Source organism: Fusicatenibacter faecihominis (assembly GCF_020686945.1).
Taxonomy (GTDB): Bacteria; Bacillota; Clostridia; order Lachnospirales; family Lachnospiraceae; genus Limivivens; species Limivivens faecihominis.
Genome location: NZ_JAJEPR010000002.1, coordinates 27,604 through 45,553, shown reverse-complemented (window position 1 = coordinate 45,553; position 17,950 = coordinate 27,604). Strand labels below are relative to the sequence as shown.

General features: G+C 50.7%; 19 protein-coding genes. 1 reads left to right on the top strand and 18 read right to left on the bottom strand.

Annotated elements, in window-relative coordinates; genetic code table 11:
- Window positions 1-78: 78 nt before the first annotated feature.
- From LKD71_RS01390 to rsxC, 8 genes are read right to left on the bottom strand one after another with little or no spacing between them, the layout of a single operon-like run.
- The gene (locus LKD71_RS01390; RefSeq protein WP_227614064.1) at window positions 79-963 is read right to left on the bottom strand and encodes a DMT family transporter; all 885 of its coding nucleotides are present in this window, start codon (window positions 961-963) and stop codon (window positions 79-81) included.
- Between the two features lie 18 nt (window positions 964-981).
- Complete coding sequence (locus LKD71_RS01385; RefSeq protein WP_227614063.1) at window positions 982-2,349, bottom strand: MATE family efflux transporter; 1,368 nt, start codon at window positions 2,347-2,349, stop codon at window positions 982-984.
- Between the two features lie 44 nt (window positions 2,350-2,393).
- Complete coding sequence (locus LKD71_RS01380) at window positions 2,394-3,185, bottom strand: RnfABCDGE type electron transport complex subunit B (RefSeq protein WP_227614062.1); 792 nt, start codon at window positions 3,183-3,185, stop codon at window positions 2,394-2,396.
- 15 nt (window positions 3,186-3,200) lie between these two features.
- Window positions 3,201-3,776: an electron transport complex protein RnfA gene (locus LKD71_RS01375; protein WP_178045490.1), complete on the bottom strand. Its 576-nt coding sequence runs from the start codon at window positions 3,774-3,776 to the stop codon at window positions 3,201-3,203.
- On the bottom strand, window positions 3,773-4,456 hold the full coding sequence (rsxE, locus tag LKD71_RS01370; RefSeq protein ID WP_178045489.1) for an electron transport complex subunit RsxE: 684 nt from the start codon (window positions 4,454-4,456) through the stop codon (window positions 3,773-3,775). The genes LKD71_RS01375 and rsxE overlap by 4 nt, the downstream gene beginning before the upstream one ends.
- Window positions 4,449-5,069 (bottom strand): RnfABCDGE type electron transport complex subunit G, encoded by a 621-nt coding sequence (locus LKD71_RS01365; RefSeq protein ID WP_227614061.1) that lies wholly within the window; start codon window positions 5,067-5,069, stop codon window positions 4,449-4,451. The genes rsxE and LKD71_RS01365 overlap by 8 nt, the downstream gene beginning before the upstream one ends.
- Window positions 5,066-6,013: an RnfABCDGE type electron transport complex subunit D gene (locus LKD71_RS01360; RefSeq protein WP_227614060.1), complete on the bottom strand. Its 948-nt coding sequence runs from the start codon at window positions 6,011-6,013 to the stop codon at window positions 5,066-5,068. The genes LKD71_RS01365 and LKD71_RS01360 overlap by 4 nt, the downstream gene beginning before the upstream one ends.
- 11 nt (window positions 6,014-6,024) lie before the next feature.
- Complete coding sequence (rsxC, locus tag LKD71_RS01355; RefSeq protein WP_227614059.1) at window positions 6,025-7,341, bottom strand: electron transport complex subunit RsxC; 1,317 nt, start codon at window positions 7,339-7,341, stop codon at window positions 6,025-6,027.
- 243 nt (window positions 7,342-7,584) lie between these two features.
- Between rsxC and LKD71_RS01350 the strand changes: the two genes are divergently transcribed.
- Complete coding sequence (locus LKD71_RS01350; protein WP_227614058.1) at window positions 7,585-8,571, top strand: ribonuclease H-like domain-containing protein; 987 nt, start codon at window positions 7,585-7,587, stop codon at window positions 8,569-8,571.
- 270 nt (window positions 8,572-8,841) lie between these two features.
- On the opposite strand, the gene rpsA is transcribed toward LKD71_RS01350, so the two are convergent.
- The 10 genes from rpsA to LKD71_RS01300 all read right to left on the bottom strand — a co-directional run bounded on the left by rpsA (window position 8,842) and on the right by LKD71_RS01300 (window position 17,946).
- Window positions 8,842-9,924 carry a 30S ribosomal protein S1 gene (gene rpsA / locus LKD71_RS01345; RefSeq protein WP_227614057.1) on the bottom strand — a complete coding sequence of 361 codons (1,083 nt, stop codon included), beginning with the start codon at window positions 9,922-9,924 and terminating at the stop codon, window positions 8,842-8,844.
- Entirely contained in the window at window positions 9,917-10,756 is an 840-nt protein-coding gene (gene ispH, locus LKD71_RS01340; protein WP_227614056.1) for a 4-hydroxy-3-methylbut-2-enyl diphosphate reductase, read from the bottom strand. The genes rpsA and ispH overlap by 8 nt, the downstream gene beginning before the upstream one ends.
- The gene (cmk, locus tag LKD71_RS01335; RefSeq protein WP_227614055.1) at window positions 10,753-11,424 is read right to left on the bottom strand and encodes a (d)CMP kinase; all 672 of its coding nucleotides are present in this window, start codon (window positions 11,422-11,424) and stop codon (window positions 10,753-10,755) included. Before cmk ends, ispH begins: the two co-directional genes overlap by 4 nt.
- A 10-nt stretch (window positions 11,425-11,434) precedes the next feature.
- Complete coding sequence (locus tag LKD71_RS01330; protein ID WP_227614054.1) at window positions 11,435-12,661, bottom strand: BaiN/RdsA family NAD(P)/FAD-dependent oxidoreductase; 1,227 nt, start codon at window positions 12,659-12,661, stop codon at window positions 11,435-11,437.
- 13 nt (window positions 12,662-12,674) lie between these two features.
- Window positions 12,675-13,433: a MurR/RpiR family transcriptional regulator gene (locus LKD71_RS01325; RefSeq protein ID WP_227614053.1), complete on the bottom strand. Its 759-nt coding sequence runs from the start codon at window positions 13,431-13,433 to the stop codon at window positions 12,675-12,677.
- 47 nt (window positions 13,434-13,480) lie between these two features.
- Window positions 13,481-14,026 carry a hypothetical protein gene (locus LKD71_RS01320; protein ID WP_227614052.1) on the bottom strand — a complete coding sequence of 182 codons (546 nt, stop codon included), beginning with the start codon at window positions 14,024-14,026 and terminating at the stop codon, window positions 13,481-13,483.
- A 137-nt stretch (window positions 14,027-14,163) separates the two neighbouring features.
- Window positions 14,164-15,576 carry an oxaloacetate decarboxylase subunit alpha gene (locus LKD71_RS01315; protein WP_227614051.1) on the bottom strand — a complete coding sequence of 471 codons (1,413 nt, stop codon included), beginning with the start codon at window positions 15,574-15,576 and terminating at the stop codon, window positions 14,164-14,166.
- A gap of 68 nt (window positions 15,577-15,644) precedes the next feature.
- Window positions 15,645-16,793, bottom strand: coding sequence for a sodium ion-translocating decarboxylase subunit beta (locus LKD71_RS01310; protein WP_227614050.1), 1,149 nt, complete (start codon window positions 16,791-16,793; stop codon window positions 15,645-15,647).
- 19 nt (window positions 16,794-16,812) lie between these two features.
- Entirely contained in the window at window positions 16,813-17,184 is a 372-nt protein-coding gene (locus tag LKD71_RS01305; protein ID WP_117765882.1) for a biotin/lipoyl-containing protein, read from the bottom strand.
- 21 nt (window positions 17,185-17,205) lie between these two features.
- Window positions 17,206-17,946 (bottom strand): OadG family transporter subunit, encoded by a 741-nt coding sequence (locus LKD71_RS01300; RefSeq protein ID WP_227614049.1) that lies wholly within the window; start codon window positions 17,944-17,946, stop codon window positions 17,206-17,208.
- Between the last annotated feature and the right edge of the window lie 4 nt (window positions 17,947-17,950).

Here is a 17,950-nt window from a genome sequence, read left to right as displayed (position 1 = left end):
TTTTTCAACTTTTTTCACTGCTTTTTTCGTAAATTTGTCAGAAAAAGACTGCCCCCGGCCAGGAGACAGTCTTCCTTCTCAGTTCTTATCCGGCAGCTGGGCCAGAATGATGGCCGCAAACATGACCACGCAGCCCAAAAGTTCCCGTCCGGAGAGCTGCTGCTTTAAGAGCACCCAGCCCGCCAGCACGGAAATCACAGATTCCAGACTCAGAATCAGAGAAGCCACCGTGGGGTCCATATTCTTCTGGCCGATGACCTGCAGGGTATACCCGACTCCGCTGGAAAAAATGCCCGCGTAGAGAATGGGCAGCCAGGCAGAACAGATCGCCCCCAGCTCCGGCTTCTCAAAGAGAAACATGGGAATGGCGGACAACACGCCGCAGACCAGAAACTGGATGCAGGAAAGCTTTACCCCGTCCACCTTCGGCGAAAAATGATCGATGACCAGAATGTGGATGGCAAATACCAGCGCGCAGAGAAGCACCAGGGCATCTCCTTTTCCCAGGGAAAGCTTCTCCGTCATGCAGAGAAGATAAAGACCAGCCACCGCCAGAAACACGCTGATCCAGACCTTTATGCCCGCTCTTCTTTTCAGGAAAATTCCCAGGATTGGCACCAGCACAATGTACATGGCCGTGATAAAACCGGCCTTTCCGACGGTGGTATAGTTGATTCCGATCTGCTGGAGGTTGCTGGCGATACAGAGAACAGTTCCGCAGAGGATTCCGCCAATGAGCAGAGTCTTCGGGTTATCCTCTATTTTCTTCTCTTTCGGTTCTCTCTTGCCCAGGAAAAAAATGCAAGGCAGTAAAGTCAGGCCTCCGATGACATTTCGTACCGCATTAAAAGTAAACGGCTCCACAGAATAATCCTTAGCCTTACTCTGGGCCACAAAAGCCACGCCCCAGATAAAAGCCGCCAGGAATAAAAGCAGGGGGCTCTTGATGTCTGTCTTTTTCATTTTTAGTCTCTCCTCGTGTCAGATCTCGTCCCTCGTAATATTTTTCAGCCACTTCATACTGCGGTAATGCTTGATAACCCAGGGCCATTTCACAAACTCATCGGTGCAGAGCAGGAAATAAACAACCATGGGCGGAAGCTTCAGCACGAAAGCCGCGAAGAAGCCCAGAGGCACGGCGTAAACCCACATATCGATGATGTCGCAGATAAAACCGAACCGGCTGTCGCCGCCCGCCCGGAAAACTCCGGCGATCAGCGTCGTATTCACAGCTCCGCCCATGATGTAGTACACATTGATGAGAAGCATGATTTTCAGATAACCCATAGCCGTCTCGTTGAAGGTGGCAAAATGGATCACAAAGGGCGATACGATGAGGATGATCACACCGCCGATGATTCCGGTGAACACCGTCAGCTTCAGCGTCTTTCTGGCATCTTCCTTGGCCTCCTCGATCTCGTTGGCGCCGATTCTCTTACCGATGTAGATGCCGCCTGCGCTGGCGATGGCAAAGCAGAATACCGTACTGAAGTTACGCACAACCACAACCAGGGAGTTGGCAGCCACCACGTCGCTTCCCATATGGCCCATGATGACGGAATACATGGAAAAAGCCACGCTCCAGATCACGTCATTTCCCAGGGCCGGCAGAGAGAGCCGCACAAAATCCTTCAAAAGAACGCCGCTCTTCTCAAACATCAGTCGGAACTGAAGCTTCACATCCTTGGAAAAAGCGGAAACCACCAGGCTGGCAATCAGCTGCACTGCACGGGAGGTGGAGGTTGCAAGAGCCACTCCTCTGATGCCCATTTTCGGAGCGCCAAAAAGGCCGAAAACGAAAACGGCATTCAGAATGATATTCAAAAGCAGTGCCGTCACGTTCAGAAGCATACTGATCCGCACGCGCTCAATACTTCTCAGGACGGAAAGGTAGATCTCAGAGACACCCCAGCACAGGTAACTGATACTGATGATCCGAAGGTACTGTCCTCCCAGGCAGATCAGCTCCTGATCCTCAGTAAAAAGCCTCATCATGGTCTCCGGTATAGCCGCCGCAGGTACCGCAAAGAGAATGGAAAAGCCCAGAGCAAAGCGAAGGGCGATACCCTCCACTTTCGCGATGGCCCGAAGGTCTTTCTTTCCCCAGTACTGAGCGCAGAGCATGGTGGAGCCTGTGCCCAGACCGTAAAAGATCATATAGAGCACGTTGGTGTACTGAACCGCCAGGGAAGAGGCGGACACGGCGGACTGGCCCACCGAGTTCAGCATGATGACGTCTGCCGAGCTTACGGCGGCACTGAAAAGGTTCTGAATGATGATTGGAATAGCCAGGGCGAGAATTGCTTTGTAACTTTCCCACCTGTTCTTTTGTCTGATTCTTGTACTCATGATAATTCTGTCATCCTTCTATTGTGTTATAAAATTGAAATATTTCAGATCCGGTGAATGATATTCCGCGGACAGGCCTCGATGCAGGCTCCGCAGCCCGTACATTTCTCCGGATCGATGTGCGCCAGGCTCTCTTCCACCCGGATCGCACTCTGCGGGCAGGTCCGCTCGCATTTCTTACAGCCGATACAGCCGGCCTCGCAGGCTGCCATGACGGCTTTTCCTTTTTCCCTTGAGGAACAGACGACGGCTGTTTTCTGCTCATAGGAAATCATCTCGATGAGATGCTTCGGACAGTGAAGAGCACACTGGCCGCAGCCCCGACATTTCTCCCGATCTACCACTGCCACGCCGTCGATGACCTGAATGGCCCCGAAAGCACAAGCTTTCATGCAGTTTCCAAAGCCTAAGCAGCCACCGTGACAGGCCTTCGGGCCGCCGGACGGAACAAAGGCCAGCATCTCGCAGTCTTTGACTCCGCAGTAATCGTAATTTTGTTTTGACTTCCCGCAGGTACCTGCACAACGGACGAAAGCCGTCATCCGCTTTGTCTTTTCCACCTCTTTTCCCAGAATCTCCGCGATCTTTGCCGCGGCGGCATCTCCGCCGACCGGGCAGGCATTTACCGGAGCTTCCCCGGAAGCGATAGCACCAGCACAGGCGTCACAGCCCGCGAAACCGCAGCCGCCGCAGTTATTTCCCGGCAGAGCTTCCCGCACTGCCGCCTTTTTCTCATCCACTTCCACATGGAAAAACCGGTCGGAAAACCCGAGAAACAGGCCGAGAAGAAGTCCCGTTCCTCCTACCAGAGTCGTTGCAATGATAATTCCAGACATTTCTTCTCCCCCTTCCTATTTAAGCCCTGAAAAGCCGAAAAATGCAATGGCCATCAGGCAGGCTGTCAGAAGCACGATGGGCGTACCCTTGAAGGACTCCGGAATATCGTTGTCCTCGATTTTTTCCCGGATACCAGCCATGAGCACGATGGCAATGAAGAAACCGGCCGCCGTGGCAAAGCCGTAAACCACGCCTTCGAGAATGCTGTAATTTCTCTGAACGTTGATCAGAGCCACGCCGAGAACGGCACAGTTGGTGGTGATCAGGGGCAGGTAGACGCCCAGGGCTTCATAGAGAGCATGGCTGTATTTTTTCAGCGCCATCTCCACGAACTGGACCAGAGCCGCAATAATCAGGATAAAAACAATCGTCTGGAGATACTCCACGTTCAACGGCACCAGAATAAAACGGTAAAGAACTCCCGTAATTAAGGAAGAAAGAGTGATGACAAAGACGACTGCCGCTCCCATTCCTGCGGCCGTGCCTGTCTTTTTCGACACGCCTAAGAAGGCGCAGATTCCGAGGAACTGACTCAGCACTACGTTGTTGATAAAGGCGGCTCCCACGCCGATCATAAACAGTTCTTTCATGCGTTTTTCCCTCCTTTACAGCTTTCCTGACAGGAAGCACATTCGCCGGTGCAGCCGCTTCCGATCTTCGTCTCGATGCCTTTTTTCTCAAGGGAACGTTTTACCCGGTTCTGAAGGGCCACCAGAAGGGTGAGCACCAGAAAAGCGCCGGGAGCCAGGATAAAGATCGTGACCGGCTCGTAGGCGGAGGGCATCACCTGAAAGCCAAAAATCTTACCGGAACCGATGAGCTCCCGAACGATACCGATAGCAGTGAGACCCACGGTAAAGCCAAGTCCCATGCCCAGTCCATCAAAAAAGGAGGGAATTACAGGATTTTTCGAAGCGTAGGCCTCTGCTCTGCCCAGGATGATGCAGTTTACGACGATCAGCGGGATATAGATACCGAGAGAATCGTAAAGGTTCGGCAGATACGCCTGGAGAAGAAACTGAACGATCGTCACGAAGGAGGCCACAATCACGATGTAGGCCGGCATCCGGACGCCGTCGGGAATCACTTTCCGAAGGGCTGAGATCATCACGTTGGAAAGGGCCAGAATCACCGTTGTGGTGAGGCCCATGCCGATACCGTTCACAGCAAGCGTCGTCACCGCCAGAGTGGGACACATGCCCAGCATCAGCACAAAGGTGGGATTTTCTTTTACAAGGCCGTTATACAGCCGTTCTGCTGCTTTATTCATGGATCACGCCTCCTTTCACAAGACCCTCGCTGAAATAAGCGAGCCCCGCATTGACGCCGTTTGTCATGGCCCGGGTCGTAATGGTCGCCCCGCTGATGGCATCGATCTCGTCATCAGCCGTCGCTCCCGTCTTTGTGTAGGAAAAATTCTCCACCTTTCGTCCGGCAAACTGGCCGTAGAAGCTCTCCTCCGTGGCCCGCATGCCGAGACCGGCAGTCTCGCTAATGGAAAGGATCTTGATTCCGTTCACGGTACCGTCCTTTAAGATTCCCATGGAAAAAGAGATATTTCCGCCGTAGCCTTCCGTGCTGGTAAGATTCAGAACAGCGCCAAGTACCTCGCCTTTTTCATCCTCTGCCAGGGACACCTCGTCTACCTTGTCCGCAGAAAAACCGGCGGACGCGAGAAGCTCCAAAGCTGCCTCCGCATCAAAATCCGTCCAGGCCTCAAAGCTTTCCGCCTCGGGAAAAACGGCCTTGCAGGCTTCTTCCTTCGTCTTTTTCTCCTGGGCCTCGATCGGTTCCTTCGTAATCTCATGGACAGCGCCGAGAGCCAAGCCAGCCGTCAGCGTGATCGCCATAAGGATCAGTGCGTTTTTTATGATCTCCTTCATGCCTTTTTCCCCCTTTTCCAGAATGGCTCTCTTCCGAAAGCGGTGGGCTCCGTCACTTTCTCAATGACAGGCACCAGAAGGTTTCCGATGATAATCGCATAGGAAACGCCCTCCGCCGCGCTTCCGAGATACCGGAAAATGGCCGTCAGAATGCCAAGGGCGATGCCGTAAACGATCTGTCCGCTTTTTGTAATCGGAGAAGTCACATAATCCGTCGCCATAAAGAAGGCTCCGAGCATCAGGCCACCTCCGCAGAGCTCTGCGAGAAGAAAGCCAAAGTCCAGGCCGTGACCGCCAAAAAGCAGGGTACAGACGGCAAAGGACAGGATGTAGGAACCCGGAATCCGAAGGTCGATGACCTCAAACCAGAGAAGCACAATGGCTCCGATAAGAATAGCGATCACAGAAGTCTCGCCGATGGTTCCCGCCGTCTTTCCAAGAAACATATCCAGAACCTGTACAGATTCTCCTGCCTTCAAAGCTGCCAGAGGGGTGGCGCTTGAAACTCCATCCCAGGTGAAATCCGTCATTCTTCCCGCAAAGGAAATCAGAAGAAAGCATCTTCCTGCCAGAGCCGGGTTCATAAAGTTCTGCCCCAGGCCGCCGAAAAGCTGTTTGACAAAAAGGATCGCAAACACATTTCCGATGACCGGCAGCCAGAGGGGCACCGTCGAGGGCAGGTTCAGTCCCAGAAGAAGACCCGTCACCGCTGCGCTGAAATCGCCGATGGTGATTTTTTTGTGCATCAGTTTCTCATAAAGATACTCCGTCAGGACCGCCGACACCACAGAAACTGCCAGAACTGCCAGTGAACGGAGGCCAAAATTCACGACTCCGAAAAAGGCAGAGGGCAGAAGGGCACTCAGCACCAGGAGCATGATGTTGTCTGTTTTCATCCTCGCACGCACATGGGGATTGGAGGACACTTTTAATAACTCACTCATTTTTCTTCCTCCTATTTCTTTTTCTTCTTTCCGAGAACGATTTTTCGCATGGATTTGATGTACTGGGTCAGCGGTCTTCTCGCCGGACAGACGTAGCTGCAGCAGCCGCACTCGCAGCACTCGAGACCGTTATGCTGCTCGAACCACTCTTCCCGGTGATGAACGGAAGCATCCGCAAGCCTCGAGGGAACCAGCTGCTCCGGACAGGCCTCCACACAGCGGCCGCAGTTGATGCAGGCCGTCTCCTCATAGCGGGAAACCTCATCCTTCGTCATACAGAGAAGGGCAGAGGAGGTTTTCGTCACCGGCACGTCCAGACTGTAGAGTCCAAAGCCCATCATCGGGCCGCCGGAAATGATCTTCTCCGGCTCCGTGGTAAAACCGCCGGCCGCCTCCAGAAGTTCGCGGTAGCAGGTTCCCGTACAGACGGAAAAGTTTCTTGGATTCTGGACCGCATCCCCCGTCACCGTCACAATCCGGTGCATCAGAGGCCGCCCCTGAACCACCGCCCGGTAAAGAGAAACCACGGTATCGCAGTTATCCACCACACATCCTAAGTCCGCGGGAAGCATGGAGGAATTGAGTTTTCTTCCGGTCACAGCATAGATCAGCATCCGTTCTGCTCCCTGAGGATACTTTGTTTTCAGCGGAACCACCTGAATGTTTGAATCTTTGGCCGCCTCTTCCAGATACTCGATGGCATCTTTCTTGTTGTCCTCCACGGCGATCACGCCTTTAGCCTGTGGGAAAATCTGAAGCAAAACTTTCATGCCGCCCACCAGAAGCTCGGGATTTTCGATCATCCTTCGATAATCGGAAGTCAGATAGGGTTCACATTCCGCGCAGTTGGCGATGACATAGTCAATCTTCTCCGGTTCCTTCGGTGAAAGCTTCACATGGGTGGGGAAACCTGCGCCGCCCATTCCCACAATACCGGCTTCTTTTACGATCTCCAGAATCTCTTTCGGCGTCATCTGTTCCAGCGGTTTCCGCTCCGGCCAGACGATCTCCTCATATTTGCCGTCATTTTCGATGACAATACAGTCTGCCAGATTTCCAGTGACTGTGAGATGCTTCTCAACGCCTTTCACGGTTCCTGATACTGACGCATGAATGGGCGCAGAGACAAAACCCCCGGCCTCCGCAATCTTCTGGCCCACCAGCACATGCTCGCCTTTTTCCACAATGGGCACCGCCGGCGCTCCGATGTGCTGGGACAAGGGATAGACCAGGTCTCCTTTGGGAAGGATGCTGCTGATGGCCTTGTCCTTTGACAGTTCTTTGCCATCATAGGGGTGAATGCCCCCTTTGAAGGTATGTCCAAACATTCTTTTTCCCTCCTCCTTTTATTCTTTTTTAAAATGTGCGATAATCGTAACCTTTCAGTAGCCACTATCCCGCGAGGTGTTTTGGCATGAATATGCCAAAATCCCGAGAGTTGCACGCAAAAATCCCCTCGCCGAAAATATTGAACAGTTACGAAGAATCTTTCAAACCGCTACACAGAATTTATGGTATACTTACAGGTAGGGCCACTTGCCCGCCAAACATGTATTACAAAGGAGTTTTCTATGATCCTTCAGAATTTTACTTTTCCAAGAGCCATCGCGCTCCTGGATGAAATCCCATACCCGCCGGAAAAGATCGCCTTTCTGGATCTTGAAACCAAAGCCTACGGCCGGAAAAACAGCCACATCCTCTATCTGGGCCTGATCTTTCTGGAAAATAGCACCTGGCAGGTCCGCCAGTGGCTGCCCGAAGAGCCCGAGGAAGAAAAAACCATGCTTCAGGAAGTGCTCTCTCTTCTTCCGTGCTTTTCCTGTCTCATCCATTATAATGGAAACAGCTTCGACCTCCCTGTTCTCACCAAACGCTGCAGCGCCCTAAATCTTCCTCTGGACCTTTCCCAGATGGAAAGTGTGGATCTCTACCGGGCTTTCGCTCCCTTAAAGAAGCTTCTCGGCTTTCCGCATCTGGACCAGCGCTCCCTGGAAAACTTCCTCGGGCTGGAACGGACCGGCATTTTCATCAACGACCTGCTCCAGCTTCCCGGTCTTCTCCCACTCTTTTCCTATCTCGCCCTTCTGGAGGGCGGTTTCAGCGTTACCAGTGCTTCCCTCAAGGGCGGCGACTCCGAAGAACCCGCCCTCTCCATCCAGGCAGAGCTTCTGAAACCCGTTCCAAAGCCTTTCTCCCTCCATCTTCCCACAGGCTATCTCTCCTGTGAGGAAAAGGAATTCGGCTTTCTGATGTACGGAATCCGGGATACCCTCAAATATTTCTATCCGGATTACCAGAATTATTACTATCTTCCGGAAGAAGATATGGTTATCCACAAAAGCATAGCGGACTCCGTGGATCCGTCCTACCGGAAAAAGGCCACAAAAAACACCTGTTATACAAAAAAAGCAGGAATCTTTCTTCCCCAGAGTTCCCCCTGGTTCCATCCGGCCTTCTATCGGGACCGAAAAGATAAAACCTGCTATCTTCTCATGGATGACAGACTGCTCCAGCAGCCGCAGCTGCTTCATGACTGCGTCTTTCATTCCCTAGTATAACGTTTCGAAAATAACTGAACCATTCACGCAGGATGCAGATTCGAGTGTGCTGTTGAAAAAACGCAGGCGTAGCGGGCTACGCTGAGGCTTTTTCAACTGTGCAATCGGATTTGCAGACAAGTCAATATAGCAGATACTTAATTTTCACTGTACTGGAACAGCTTCGAAATCTCTCATCTCTGTTTACAAAAAAGCGGATGCTAAAATGCATCCGCTTTCTTTGTCTTTGCTCAGCTTGTCGGACTTTTGAAAATGTCCTCTCGATTTTCTTTACTCTTCCTCAGCATCCTCTGCCGGTGCTTTGGACTGAAGAGCCTTCATGCTCAGGCTGATCTTCTTGTCTTCGCCATTGAAATCAACGACTTTTGCAGTGATCTCCTGACCTACACTCAGAACATCGGAGGGTTTCTCTACATGCTCCTGAGAGATCTGAGATACATGAAGCAGAGCGTCTACGCCCGGCTCCAGCTCAACGAATGCACCGAAGTCAGTCATTCTTGCAACACGACCGGTTACAACGTTGCCTGCTGCGTATTTCTCAGCAGCGGTCAGCCACGGGTTCTGATCAGCAAATTTCAGGCTCAGAGCGATCTTGTCGCCGCTGATGTCTTTAATCAGGACTTTCAGTTTCTCGCCAACTTTGAAGGTCTTCTTCGGGTTCTCTACGCGGCCCCAGGACATCTCAGAGATATGAAGCAGTCCGTCAGCTCCGCCCAGATCGATGAATGCACCGAAATCGGTTACATTCTTAATAGTTCCCTCAACTACATCGCCAACATGGATTCTCTCGAAGAGAGCTTTCTGCATCTCGGCTTTTTTAGCAACCAGAAGCTGCTTGCGGTCACCGATGATTCTTCTTCTTCTCGGATTGAACTCGCTGATAACGAACTCGATCTCCTGACCAGCATATTTCTGAAGGTTTTTCTCATAAGTATCGGATACCAGGCTTGCCGGGATGAAGACTCTTGCCTCATCTACGACTACGCTTAAGCCGCCGTCAAGAACCTGTGCTACCGGAGCGGTAAGAACTTCGTGATTCTCGAAAGCTTCCTCAAGACGTTTGTTGCCCTTCTCAGCTGCCAGACGTTTGTAAGTGAGAAGGACCTGTCCCTCACCGTCATTTACCTTCAGGACTTTAGCTTCCATGGTGTCGCCAACATGAACAGCTTCTTTTAAATCGATGCTGGAATCATTGGTATACTCACTCTTGGTGATGATACCATCAGCTTTGTAACCAATATTCAGAATAATCTCGTCATCTTTGACATCGATTACGGTACCTTCGACTACCTCTCCATTATGAATTGTTTTGAAAGACTCATCCAGCATTTGTTCAAAGCTCATTTCAGACATTGTTTTGAACCTCCTCAATAATATTATTTGGGGTTGATGCCCCTGCGGTAATACCTACGCAACTAACGGATTGTAGTGAATGCACATCCAAATCATCTAGTGTCTGTATATAGTAAGTATTTTCACATTCTTGTTTGCATATTTCAAATAACTTCTGGGTGTTGCTGCTCTGCCTGCCGCCAATGACAATCATTGCATCCACCTCTTTTGCAATCCGACGGGCTTCTGTCTGGCGCTCCTCGGTCGCATTGCAGATCGTATTTAAAACATGTATATCATAACCCTTTTTTTCAAGAATTTCAACTAAATTATTAAATTTCTTGTAATTAAATGTCGTCTGAGACACGACACAAAGCTTTTTTTCTCCATTGTAGGAAAAATTCTCAGCTTCTTTTTCTGATTCCAGCACAAAAGCTTCGGTGGAGCACCAGCCTTTGATTCCTTCCACTTCCGGATGGTTGCCGTTTCCGATGATGATGATATTTTTTCCTGCTTCGCTCTCTTTTTGGACGATATTATGGATTTTCAGGACAAAGGGACAGGTGGCATCCACCAGATGAAGTCCGTTTTTCTCAATGATCTCATAAATGTCCCGGGACACGCCGTGGGATCGGATGATCACGGTCCCTTTCGTGACTGTCTCAAGTTCTTCCGGAGAATTGAGGACAGAGACGCCTTTTTTCTCCAGATCATGGACCACCTCTTCGTTGTGAATGATGGGTCCGTAGGTGTAAATGGGGCCAACGCCCTTCTCCACCTCTTCATAAACCGTATTTACGGCCCGCTTCACGCCAAAGCAAAAGCCTGCGGTCTTCGCGCGGATCACTTTCATGCTTCCTTACGCTCCCGATACAGTTTCTTGATGGCCTCGACCACCTCATCAATATTCATATGGGATGTATCCAGGTAAACGGCATCCTCCGCCTGTTTTAAAGGAGCGATAGCACGGGTCATATCCTGGTAATCCCTCTTTTCGATCTCTTCCTTGATCGCAGAGAAATCTTTCTTCTCGCCCTTCTCCTGTAATTCCTTATAGCGGCGCTCTGCTCTGGTCTCCACGCTGGCCGTGAGATAAATCTTCAGCTCAGCTTCAGGCAGAACGTTGGTGCCGATGTCTCTTCCGTCCATCAGGACGTCATGGGCCTTCGCCAGATCTCTCTGAAGATCCAGAAGAGCTGCCCGAACCGCCGGTATGGCCGAAACCCTGGACGCCATGTTGCCGACAGCCTCTGCCCGGAGACGACTTGTCACATTTTTACCATTTACCAGTACTTGCTGCTCTCCGTTTTCGTAGGCAATTGATACCTTTACACTCTTTACGGCCTCTCCCACTTTCTCTGTGTCCTCCGGAGAGATCCCCTCATCCACAAGAAAGACTGCCAAGGCACGGTAAAGAGCTCCTGTATCTACATAGATAAAGGAGAGCTCCTGGGCCGTCCGGCGTGCAATGGTGCTTTTGCCAGCGCCGGCCGGTCCGTCAATCGCAATGTTGAATCCCATTGATAACCTCCTAAACTCCTTTTCCGGCTGCATAGGCGGTGGACCAGGCAATCTGAAGATTAAAGCCTCCGGTAAGAGCATCCAGATCCAAGACCTCACCTGCGAAAAACAGTCCGGATACCAGCTTGGATTCCATGGTCGAAGGATTGACCTCCTTCACACAGATTCCGCCTCTGGTAATAATAGCTTCATTATAATCTCTGAGTCCGGTTACGGTCAACCTAAAATTTTTAATTTTTTCTACAAATTGCAATCTTTCTGCCTTTTCTATGGCATTTACCTGTTTTTCAGGCTCAATTCCTGATCTTTCCACCATAATCGGGATGAGTTTCGACGGGAAAAGGCCTCCCAAAACGTTTTTGAACTGTTTATTTTTCTCCCTGGAAAAATCTCTTAAGAGCCGGTCGTCCAGCTGTTCCGGCGTAAGGGCCGGCTTGAGATCGATGGAAAGAGTCAGCTCCTGCCCTCGGAATTTCTTCGGGATCTGGCTGCTGGCGCTCAGGATCAGCGGTCCTGTCACGCCGAAATGGGTGAACATCATCTCGCCAAAATCCTCATAAAAACATTTCTTTCCGGCAGAAAAGGAAACGCGGACATTTTTGAGCGACAGGCCCTGGAGCCGCTTACAGTCCTCCTCTTTCACATTCATCGGAACCAGAGCAGGGGAAAGCTCCGTGATCTTATGGCCCAGCTTTTCTGCAAAGCGGTAGCCGTCGCCCGTGGAGCCCGTGCTGGCATAGGAAAGACCGCCGGTAGCCAAAATCACCACATCTCCCATTTCCTTCGTTCCGTCCGAAAAAAGAAGGCCTGTCACCTTATTTTCTTCCGTGAGAATTTCTTTTACTTCTATATTTAAATGTACCTGAACGCCCAGCGCACGCATCTTTCTCGTGAGTGCTCCGATCACGTCAGAAGAATGATCGGACAGAGGAAAGACTCTCTCCCCCCGCTCCACCTTGGTCTTCGTGCCGTTCTCCTCGAAGAAGGCAATCGCATCCTGATTGGTGAAGCCATAGAACGAACTGTAGAGAAATTTGCTGTTGCTGCAGACGTTGTTGAAAAGTTCCTCCATCTCGCACGCATTCGTGAGATTGCAACGGCCCTTTCCTGTGATGTACAGCTTTTTTCCGCATTTTTCATTTTTTTCAAACAGATGGACCTCGTGGCCTTCCTCCGCCGCTGAGATCGCCGCAAACATTCCGGCAGCTCCGCCGCCGATAACCAGAACTTTTTTCATCTTTTTCTCCTTCTCATACCCTGCTTCCCTGGTGGAAGATCTCGATCTCTCCGCCGGAAAGGTCCATCTCGTCTCTGCCGTAAATCTGATAATCGTCATAAAGCTGATCCAGAGTCTCAATGGACTGCTTTAAGGAATCCTGATTTTTGAGGCAGAGAGCCACGATCAGCGCATTGATCACGCTCAACGGAGCCGTCAGGGAGTCCACCACTGACGCCATCTCGCTTCTTGCAATGAGATTGCAGGAAGAATAGAGATTCAGCGGCGAATGAATGCTGTCTGTAATGGAAATCACCCCGGCGCTCCGGCTGTTGGCCAGCTCCATGGCCTTCACGGTCCGCATGGAATATTTCGGAAAGCTGATGCCGATCAGAACATCGCCTGCCCCGATCCGCATCAGCTGCTCAAAAATTTCGCTGGCACTGTTGGTCCGTACCACATGGACCTCATCAAATAACATATTGAGGTAAAAGCCCAGGAAATCTGCCAGGGGCTCGCAGCTTCGGATTCCTACGATGTAGATTTTTTTCGCATTCTGGATCAGCTCCGCCGCCATAGAAAAGGTATCCTTATCCAGGCTTTCCATCGTCCCTCTGATGTTCTCCATATCCGACTGAAGGATCTCCGTCAGCACCTCTTTTTCGGGTATCTCCGCGAATTTTTCCTTCATATGGAACATCTTTTTCATGCGTTCGGAAAAGCCCAGGGCTTCCGTATTCTCCTTATGCCCTTTCAGCCCCATTTTTTCCAGCAGTTCCTGAAATGTACTCATGTCACTTTTTCCTCATCTTTCCACTCTTTTTCTTTTGTCAGTGAAGCTCATGCCAGACAGCATATGCGGTTGCCACAACAACGATCACGATCAGAACTCCTGCAAAAATGTTTATTCCCATATGTATAACCTCCGGTCATTTTTTCATAAAACAATTGGTTCTTTTCTGTTTTATGACCGGATTTATCCTTCTGTCCGTCCTGCCTGTGTATATAGCGGATCACTGCCTCTTTCAGGGAAATACAGGCCTCCGCCTGCTCCCCTGTCATGCGGATAAAACGAAGCCTCAGGAGAAAATAGAGCACACACAAAAACTCCAGCGTAAAGGTAAGCGTTCCGCTCTCCTTCTCCTCCGCATGGCGTCTCATTCCGGGAAACAGCCGGAGCATCAGCGAACGGACTCCGGAGAGTTCCTCCACATTTACCTGCTCCGTCACAGAAAACCGTTCGCTCCTCCATGTAACGACAGAGGCGGCGCTCCCGCTCTCCGTCCCGCCATTTTCCATTCCCATACTGAGATAAAGGGCCGAAAACAGTACAAAAAAGACGACCAGCAAAGCTGTGGCCTTTCTTCTCTTTCCTGTCATTGACATGGAGCTCACCTCCTTTTCCTGTTTCCCGAATCGATACCTCTATGATAACAAAATCCCGCTCTCTTGTAAACACCAGATTGGCAGAAAAAAAGACCAGCTGCAGTTTCCTACAACTGGTCTTTCATCAGTCATTTTTATTATACGGGATAAGCCTTATCCTTGGTGTCTGCCTTGGTCGGATCCACTTTGGTCTGCTGAGCTTCTCTGTATTTGAAGAAGTCAGTAGCTACCTGCGGGAACAGAGCGTAGGACAGAACGTCCTCCGGCTGCTCTTTGTACTGAGCCATCTCTTTTTCCAGAGTCTCGAGTTCCGGTTTCAGAAGGTCTGCCGGACGGCAGGTGATAACTTCTGCATCGCCGATGCACTTCTTCTGTACTTCTTTGTTGAAGGGTTTTACGGTCTTTCCGTACTTACCACAGAGAACATCCTTTGTCTCCTTGGTAACCATCTTGTAACGCTCGCCCATGATGACATTGAATACAGCCTGTGTACCAACGATCTGAGAGGACGGAGTAACCAGAGGCGGCTCACCGAGGTCTTTTCTTACTCTCGGAACTTCCTCAAGCACATCGTAGAACTTGTCCTCTGCGTGCTGCTCTTTCAGCTGACTGGTCAGGTTGGAAAGCATTCCGCCCGGTACCTGATACAGCAGAGTCTTGATGTTTACGCCCAGGTTCTTCGGATTCAGAAGGCCGCTGTCCAGAGCCTCGTCACGGATCGGACGGAAGTAGTCAGCGATCTCAGCCAGAAGCTTCTGGTCCAGACCGGAATCATAGGGAGTACCCTTGAAGGTCTCAACCATAACCTCGGTTGCAGGCTGGGAAGTACCCAGTGCAAACGGGGAAATAGCGGTATCGATCACATCAACACCAGCCTCTACGGCTTTCATGTAAGTCATGGAAGCAACACCGGAAGTATAGTGAGAATGCAACTGGATCGGGATCTTAACGGTCTCTTTCAGTGCTTTCACAAGATCGGTTGCGGTATACGGAAGGAGCAGGCCTGCCATATCCTTGATACAGATGGAGTTTGCACCCATCTCCTCGATCTCTTTTGCTGTCTTGGTCCAGTAGTCCAAAGTGTAAGCATCACCCAGGGTATAGGACAGGGCTACCTGTGCATGTCCGTTCTCTTTGTTGGCAGCCTTTACTGCAGTCTCCAGGTTACGGAGATCGTTCAGACAGTCAAAGATACGGATGATATCAATACCGTTTGCGATGGATTTCTGTACAAAATACTCTACCACATCATCTGCGTAGGGACGATAACCCAGAATGTTCTGTCCACGGAACAGCATCTGCAGTTTGGTGTGTTTGAAGCCATCACGGAATTTACGAAGTCTCTCCCATGGATCTTCGTGAAGGAAACGAAGAGATGCATCAAAAGTAGCGCCGCCCCAGCACTCTACGGAATGGTAGCCTACTTTATCCATTGTTTCTACGATGGGAAGCATCTGCTCTGTGGTCATTCTGGTGGCGATCAGAGACTGATGGGCATCACGCAGAATGGTCTCAGTAATTTTAATCGGTTTTTTTTCGATTTCAGACATTACTAAACCTCCATTTATTGCAGCTGTCCGGATTTTTACGTCTCCCGGACAGCATCAGTGTTTTATTATTATACTCCAAAGATAGCCATGAAGGTACCTGCTGCTACAGCAGTACCGATAACACCTGCTACGTTGGGCCCCATTGCATGCATCAGAAGGAAGTTGGTCGGATCAGCCTCCGCACCTACTTTCTGAGATACTCGTGCTGCCATGGGAACGGCAGATACGCCGGCAGAACCGATCAGCGGATTGATCTTTCCATGGGTCAGCTTGCACATAACCTTTCCGAGAAGAACACCGCCTGCGGTACCGAAAGCGAAGGCAACCAGACCAAGGACAACGATCTTCAGGGTATCCAGGTTCAGGAAAGCCTCTGCGCTGGTGGATGCTCCTACGGAAGTACCCAGCAGGATAACGACGATATACATCAGAGCGTTGGAAGCGGTCTCGGTCAGCTGTTTTACAACGCCGGACTCACGGAACAGGTTACCAAGCATCAGCATACCAACCAGGGGAGCGGTGGTCGGAAGGATCAGGCAGACAACGATGGTGATCACAACCGGGAAGAGGATCTTCTCCAGTTTGGATACCGGACGGAGCTGCTCCATCTTGATCTTCCGCTCTTTCTCGGTGGTCAGAGCTTTCATGATAGGCGGCTGGATGATCGGCACCAGGGACATATAGGAATAAGCGGCCACAGCGATGGGTCCCATCAGAGCGGTCTGTCCCAGTTTACCTGCCAGGAAAATGGAGGTCGGGCCGTCAGCACCACCGATGATGGAGATGGCTGCTGCTGCTGCTCCATTGAAGCCCAGGAAGATTGCCAGGAAATAAGCAACGTAAATACCGAGCTGTGCTGCTGCTCCCAGAAGGAAACTCTTCGGGTTTGCGATCAGGGGACCGAAGTCTGTCATCGCTCCTACGCCCATGAAGATCAGGGACGGCAGGATACTCCACTCATCCAGGATATAGAATACATGGAAAAGGCCCGGCGCTCCGTTTGAAGCTTCTTCCGCACTGTACATGATGTCAGGATAAATATTTACCAGAAGCATACCAAATGCGATGGGTACCAGCAAAAGGGGCTCAAAGCCCTTGCGGATTGCCAGATACAGGAAAACGCACGCAACCAGTATCATCAGGTAGTTACCCCATGTCAGGTTAAAAAATGCCGTCTGATGGATCAGATTCGACAATGTATCAGCTACATATGACATGTTTCTACCTCCAATTTGATTAGTTCAGTGTTGCCAGGGTGCTGCCGTTCTCTACTGCGTCGCCTGCTGCTACTTCAATGCTTGCTACGGTGCCGTCCTGCGGAGCGACAACCGGGATCTCCATTTTCATTGCCTCTACGATCACGATGCTGTCACCGGCTTTTACAGCCTGTCCGACAGATGCTTCGATCTTTACGACTTTACCCGGAACAGAAGCGGTTACTTTTACAGAACCTGCTCCTGCGGAAGCCTTCGGTGCTGCTTTCGGAGCAGCCTTGGGAGCAGCCTTCGGTGCTGCTTTCGGAGCGGCTGCCGGAGCAGCGGTTCCGTTACCCTCTTCAACGGTTACGTCATATGCGGTTCCATTAACGGTGATTGTATAAGTTTTCATTTGAATTCTTCCTCCTATTGCTTATGCTCTTTTCCACTTATTGGTTTTTGATCTCTTGATCGAGCGGACAACAAAACCGTCGGTGCTGGTGCTTCCCTCGTATGCGGCGATGGCTGCTGCGATAACTGCCACCAGTTCTCCGTCATCGGCAAGCTCTTCTTCCGGCTCCTCCTCGACAACTGCGGGTGCAGGAGCGGGAGCAAGTGCTGCCGGAGCTGCGGGCTTGTTTTTCTCTGTCAGCTTGCTGATATGCTTGAACTGGCTGATCAGGAAGCTTAAGAAGATCAGCATCAGGAATACGATACCAAGACCCATCAGAGTATTCAGACCGGCCTGCTCCATCTTCTCACCCATGGTGTAGTTGATGTTGAAAGCCATACTCTCGGATGTGTTGGTCTTGGAGTTGACAATCAGCTCCACATCTGCTGTCTTGTTCTCGTAGGTGACATCGGAATTGATGATTACATTATTTCCATCGGTGGTAACAGTCTGATCGCCGACTTCCACATAGGCACCCAGCTCATCCTTGGCATTGTCCCAGGAAGTCAGGGCTGCTGTAACAAAATCATCATCCTGATCCAGATAGTTCTGAATCTCTTCATCGGAAAGTCCCGCAATCTGTTCAATCACTTTTACAGCGCCAGATTTGTAGGAAGCCACCTGATCCTCGGTCAGCACTTTATCCTTTGCGGCAAAAACAGTCACGCAGGACAGGCATACCATGCACACAACCAGTGCAAGGCTCAGTAAGCTTTTTTTCATTTTT

Excerpts from the sequence above, each read along its gene's own strand:
- LKD71_RS01390 (WP_227614064.1), bottom strand. The coding sequence starts at position 963 with ATGAAAAAGACAGACATCAAGAGCCCCCTGCTTTTATTCCTGGCGGCT.
- LKD71_RS01385 (WP_227614063.1), bottom strand. The coding sequence starts at position 2,349 with ATGAGTACAAGAATCAGACAAAAGAACAGGTGGGAAAGTTACAAAGCA.
- LKD71_RS01380 (WP_227614062.1), bottom strand. The coding sequence starts at position 3,185 with ATGTCTGGAATTATCATTGCAACGACTCTGGTAGGAGGAACGGGACTT.
- LKD71_RS01375 (WP_178045490.1), bottom strand. The coding sequence starts at position 3,776 with ATGAAAGAACTGTTTATGATCGGCGTGGGAGCCGCCTTTATCAACAAC.
- rsxE (WP_178045489.1), bottom strand. The coding sequence starts at position 4,456 with ATGAATAAAGCAGCAGAACGGCTGTATAACGGCCTTGTAAAAGAAAAT.
- LKD71_RS01365 (WP_227614061.1), bottom strand. The coding sequence starts at position 5,069 with ATGAAGGAGATCATAAAAAACGCACTGATCCTTATGGCGATCACGCTG.
- LKD71_RS01360 (WP_227614060.1), bottom strand. The coding sequence starts at position 6,013 with ATGAGTGAGTTATTAAAAGTGTCCTCCAATCCCCATGTGCGTGCGAGG.
- rsxC (WP_227614059.1), bottom strand. The coding sequence starts at position 7,341 with ATGTTTGGACATACCTTCAAAGGGGGCATTCACCCCTATGATGGCAAA.
- LKD71_RS01350 (WP_227614058.1), top strand. The coding sequence starts at position 7,585 with ATGATCCTTCAGAATTTTACTTTTCCAAGAGCCATCGCGCTCCTGGAT.
- rpsA (WP_227614057.1), bottom strand. The coding sequence starts at position 9,924 with ATGTCTGAAATGAGCTTTGAACAAATGCTGGATGAGTCTTTCAAAACA.
- ispH (WP_227614056.1), bottom strand. The coding sequence starts at position 10,756 with ATGAAAGTGATCCGCGCGAAGACCGCAGGCTTTTGCTTTGGCGTGAAG.
- cmk (WP_227614055.1), bottom strand. The coding sequence starts at position 11,424 with ATGGGATTCAACATTGCGATTGACGGACCGGCCGGCGCTGGCAAAAGC.
- LKD71_RS01330 (WP_227614054.1), bottom strand. The coding sequence starts at position 12,661 with ATGAAAAAAGTTCTGGTTATCGGCGGCGGAGCTGCCGGAATGTTTGCG.
- LKD71_RS01325 (WP_227614053.1), bottom strand. The coding sequence starts at position 13,433 with ATGAGTACATTTCAGGAACTGCTGGAAAAAATGGGGCTGAAAGGGCAT.
- LKD71_RS01320 (WP_227614052.1), bottom strand. The coding sequence starts at position 14,026 with ATGTCAATGACAGGAAAGAGAAGAAAGGCCACAGCTTTGCTGGTCGTC.
- LKD71_RS01315 (WP_227614051.1), bottom strand. The coding sequence starts at position 15,576 with ATGTCTGAAATCGAAAAAAAACCGATTAAAATTACTGAGACCATTCTG.
- LKD71_RS01310 (WP_227614050.1), bottom strand. The coding sequence starts at position 16,793 with ATGTCATATGTAGCTGATACATTGTCGAATCTGATCCATCAGACGGCA.
- LKD71_RS01305 (WP_117765882.1), bottom strand. The coding sequence starts at position 17,184 with ATGAAAACTTATACAATCACCGTTAATGGAACCGCATATGACGTAACC.
- LKD71_RS01300 (WP_227614049.1), bottom strand. The coding sequence starts at position 17,946 with ATGAAAAAAAGCTTACTGAGCCTTGCACTGGTTGTGTGCATGGTATGC.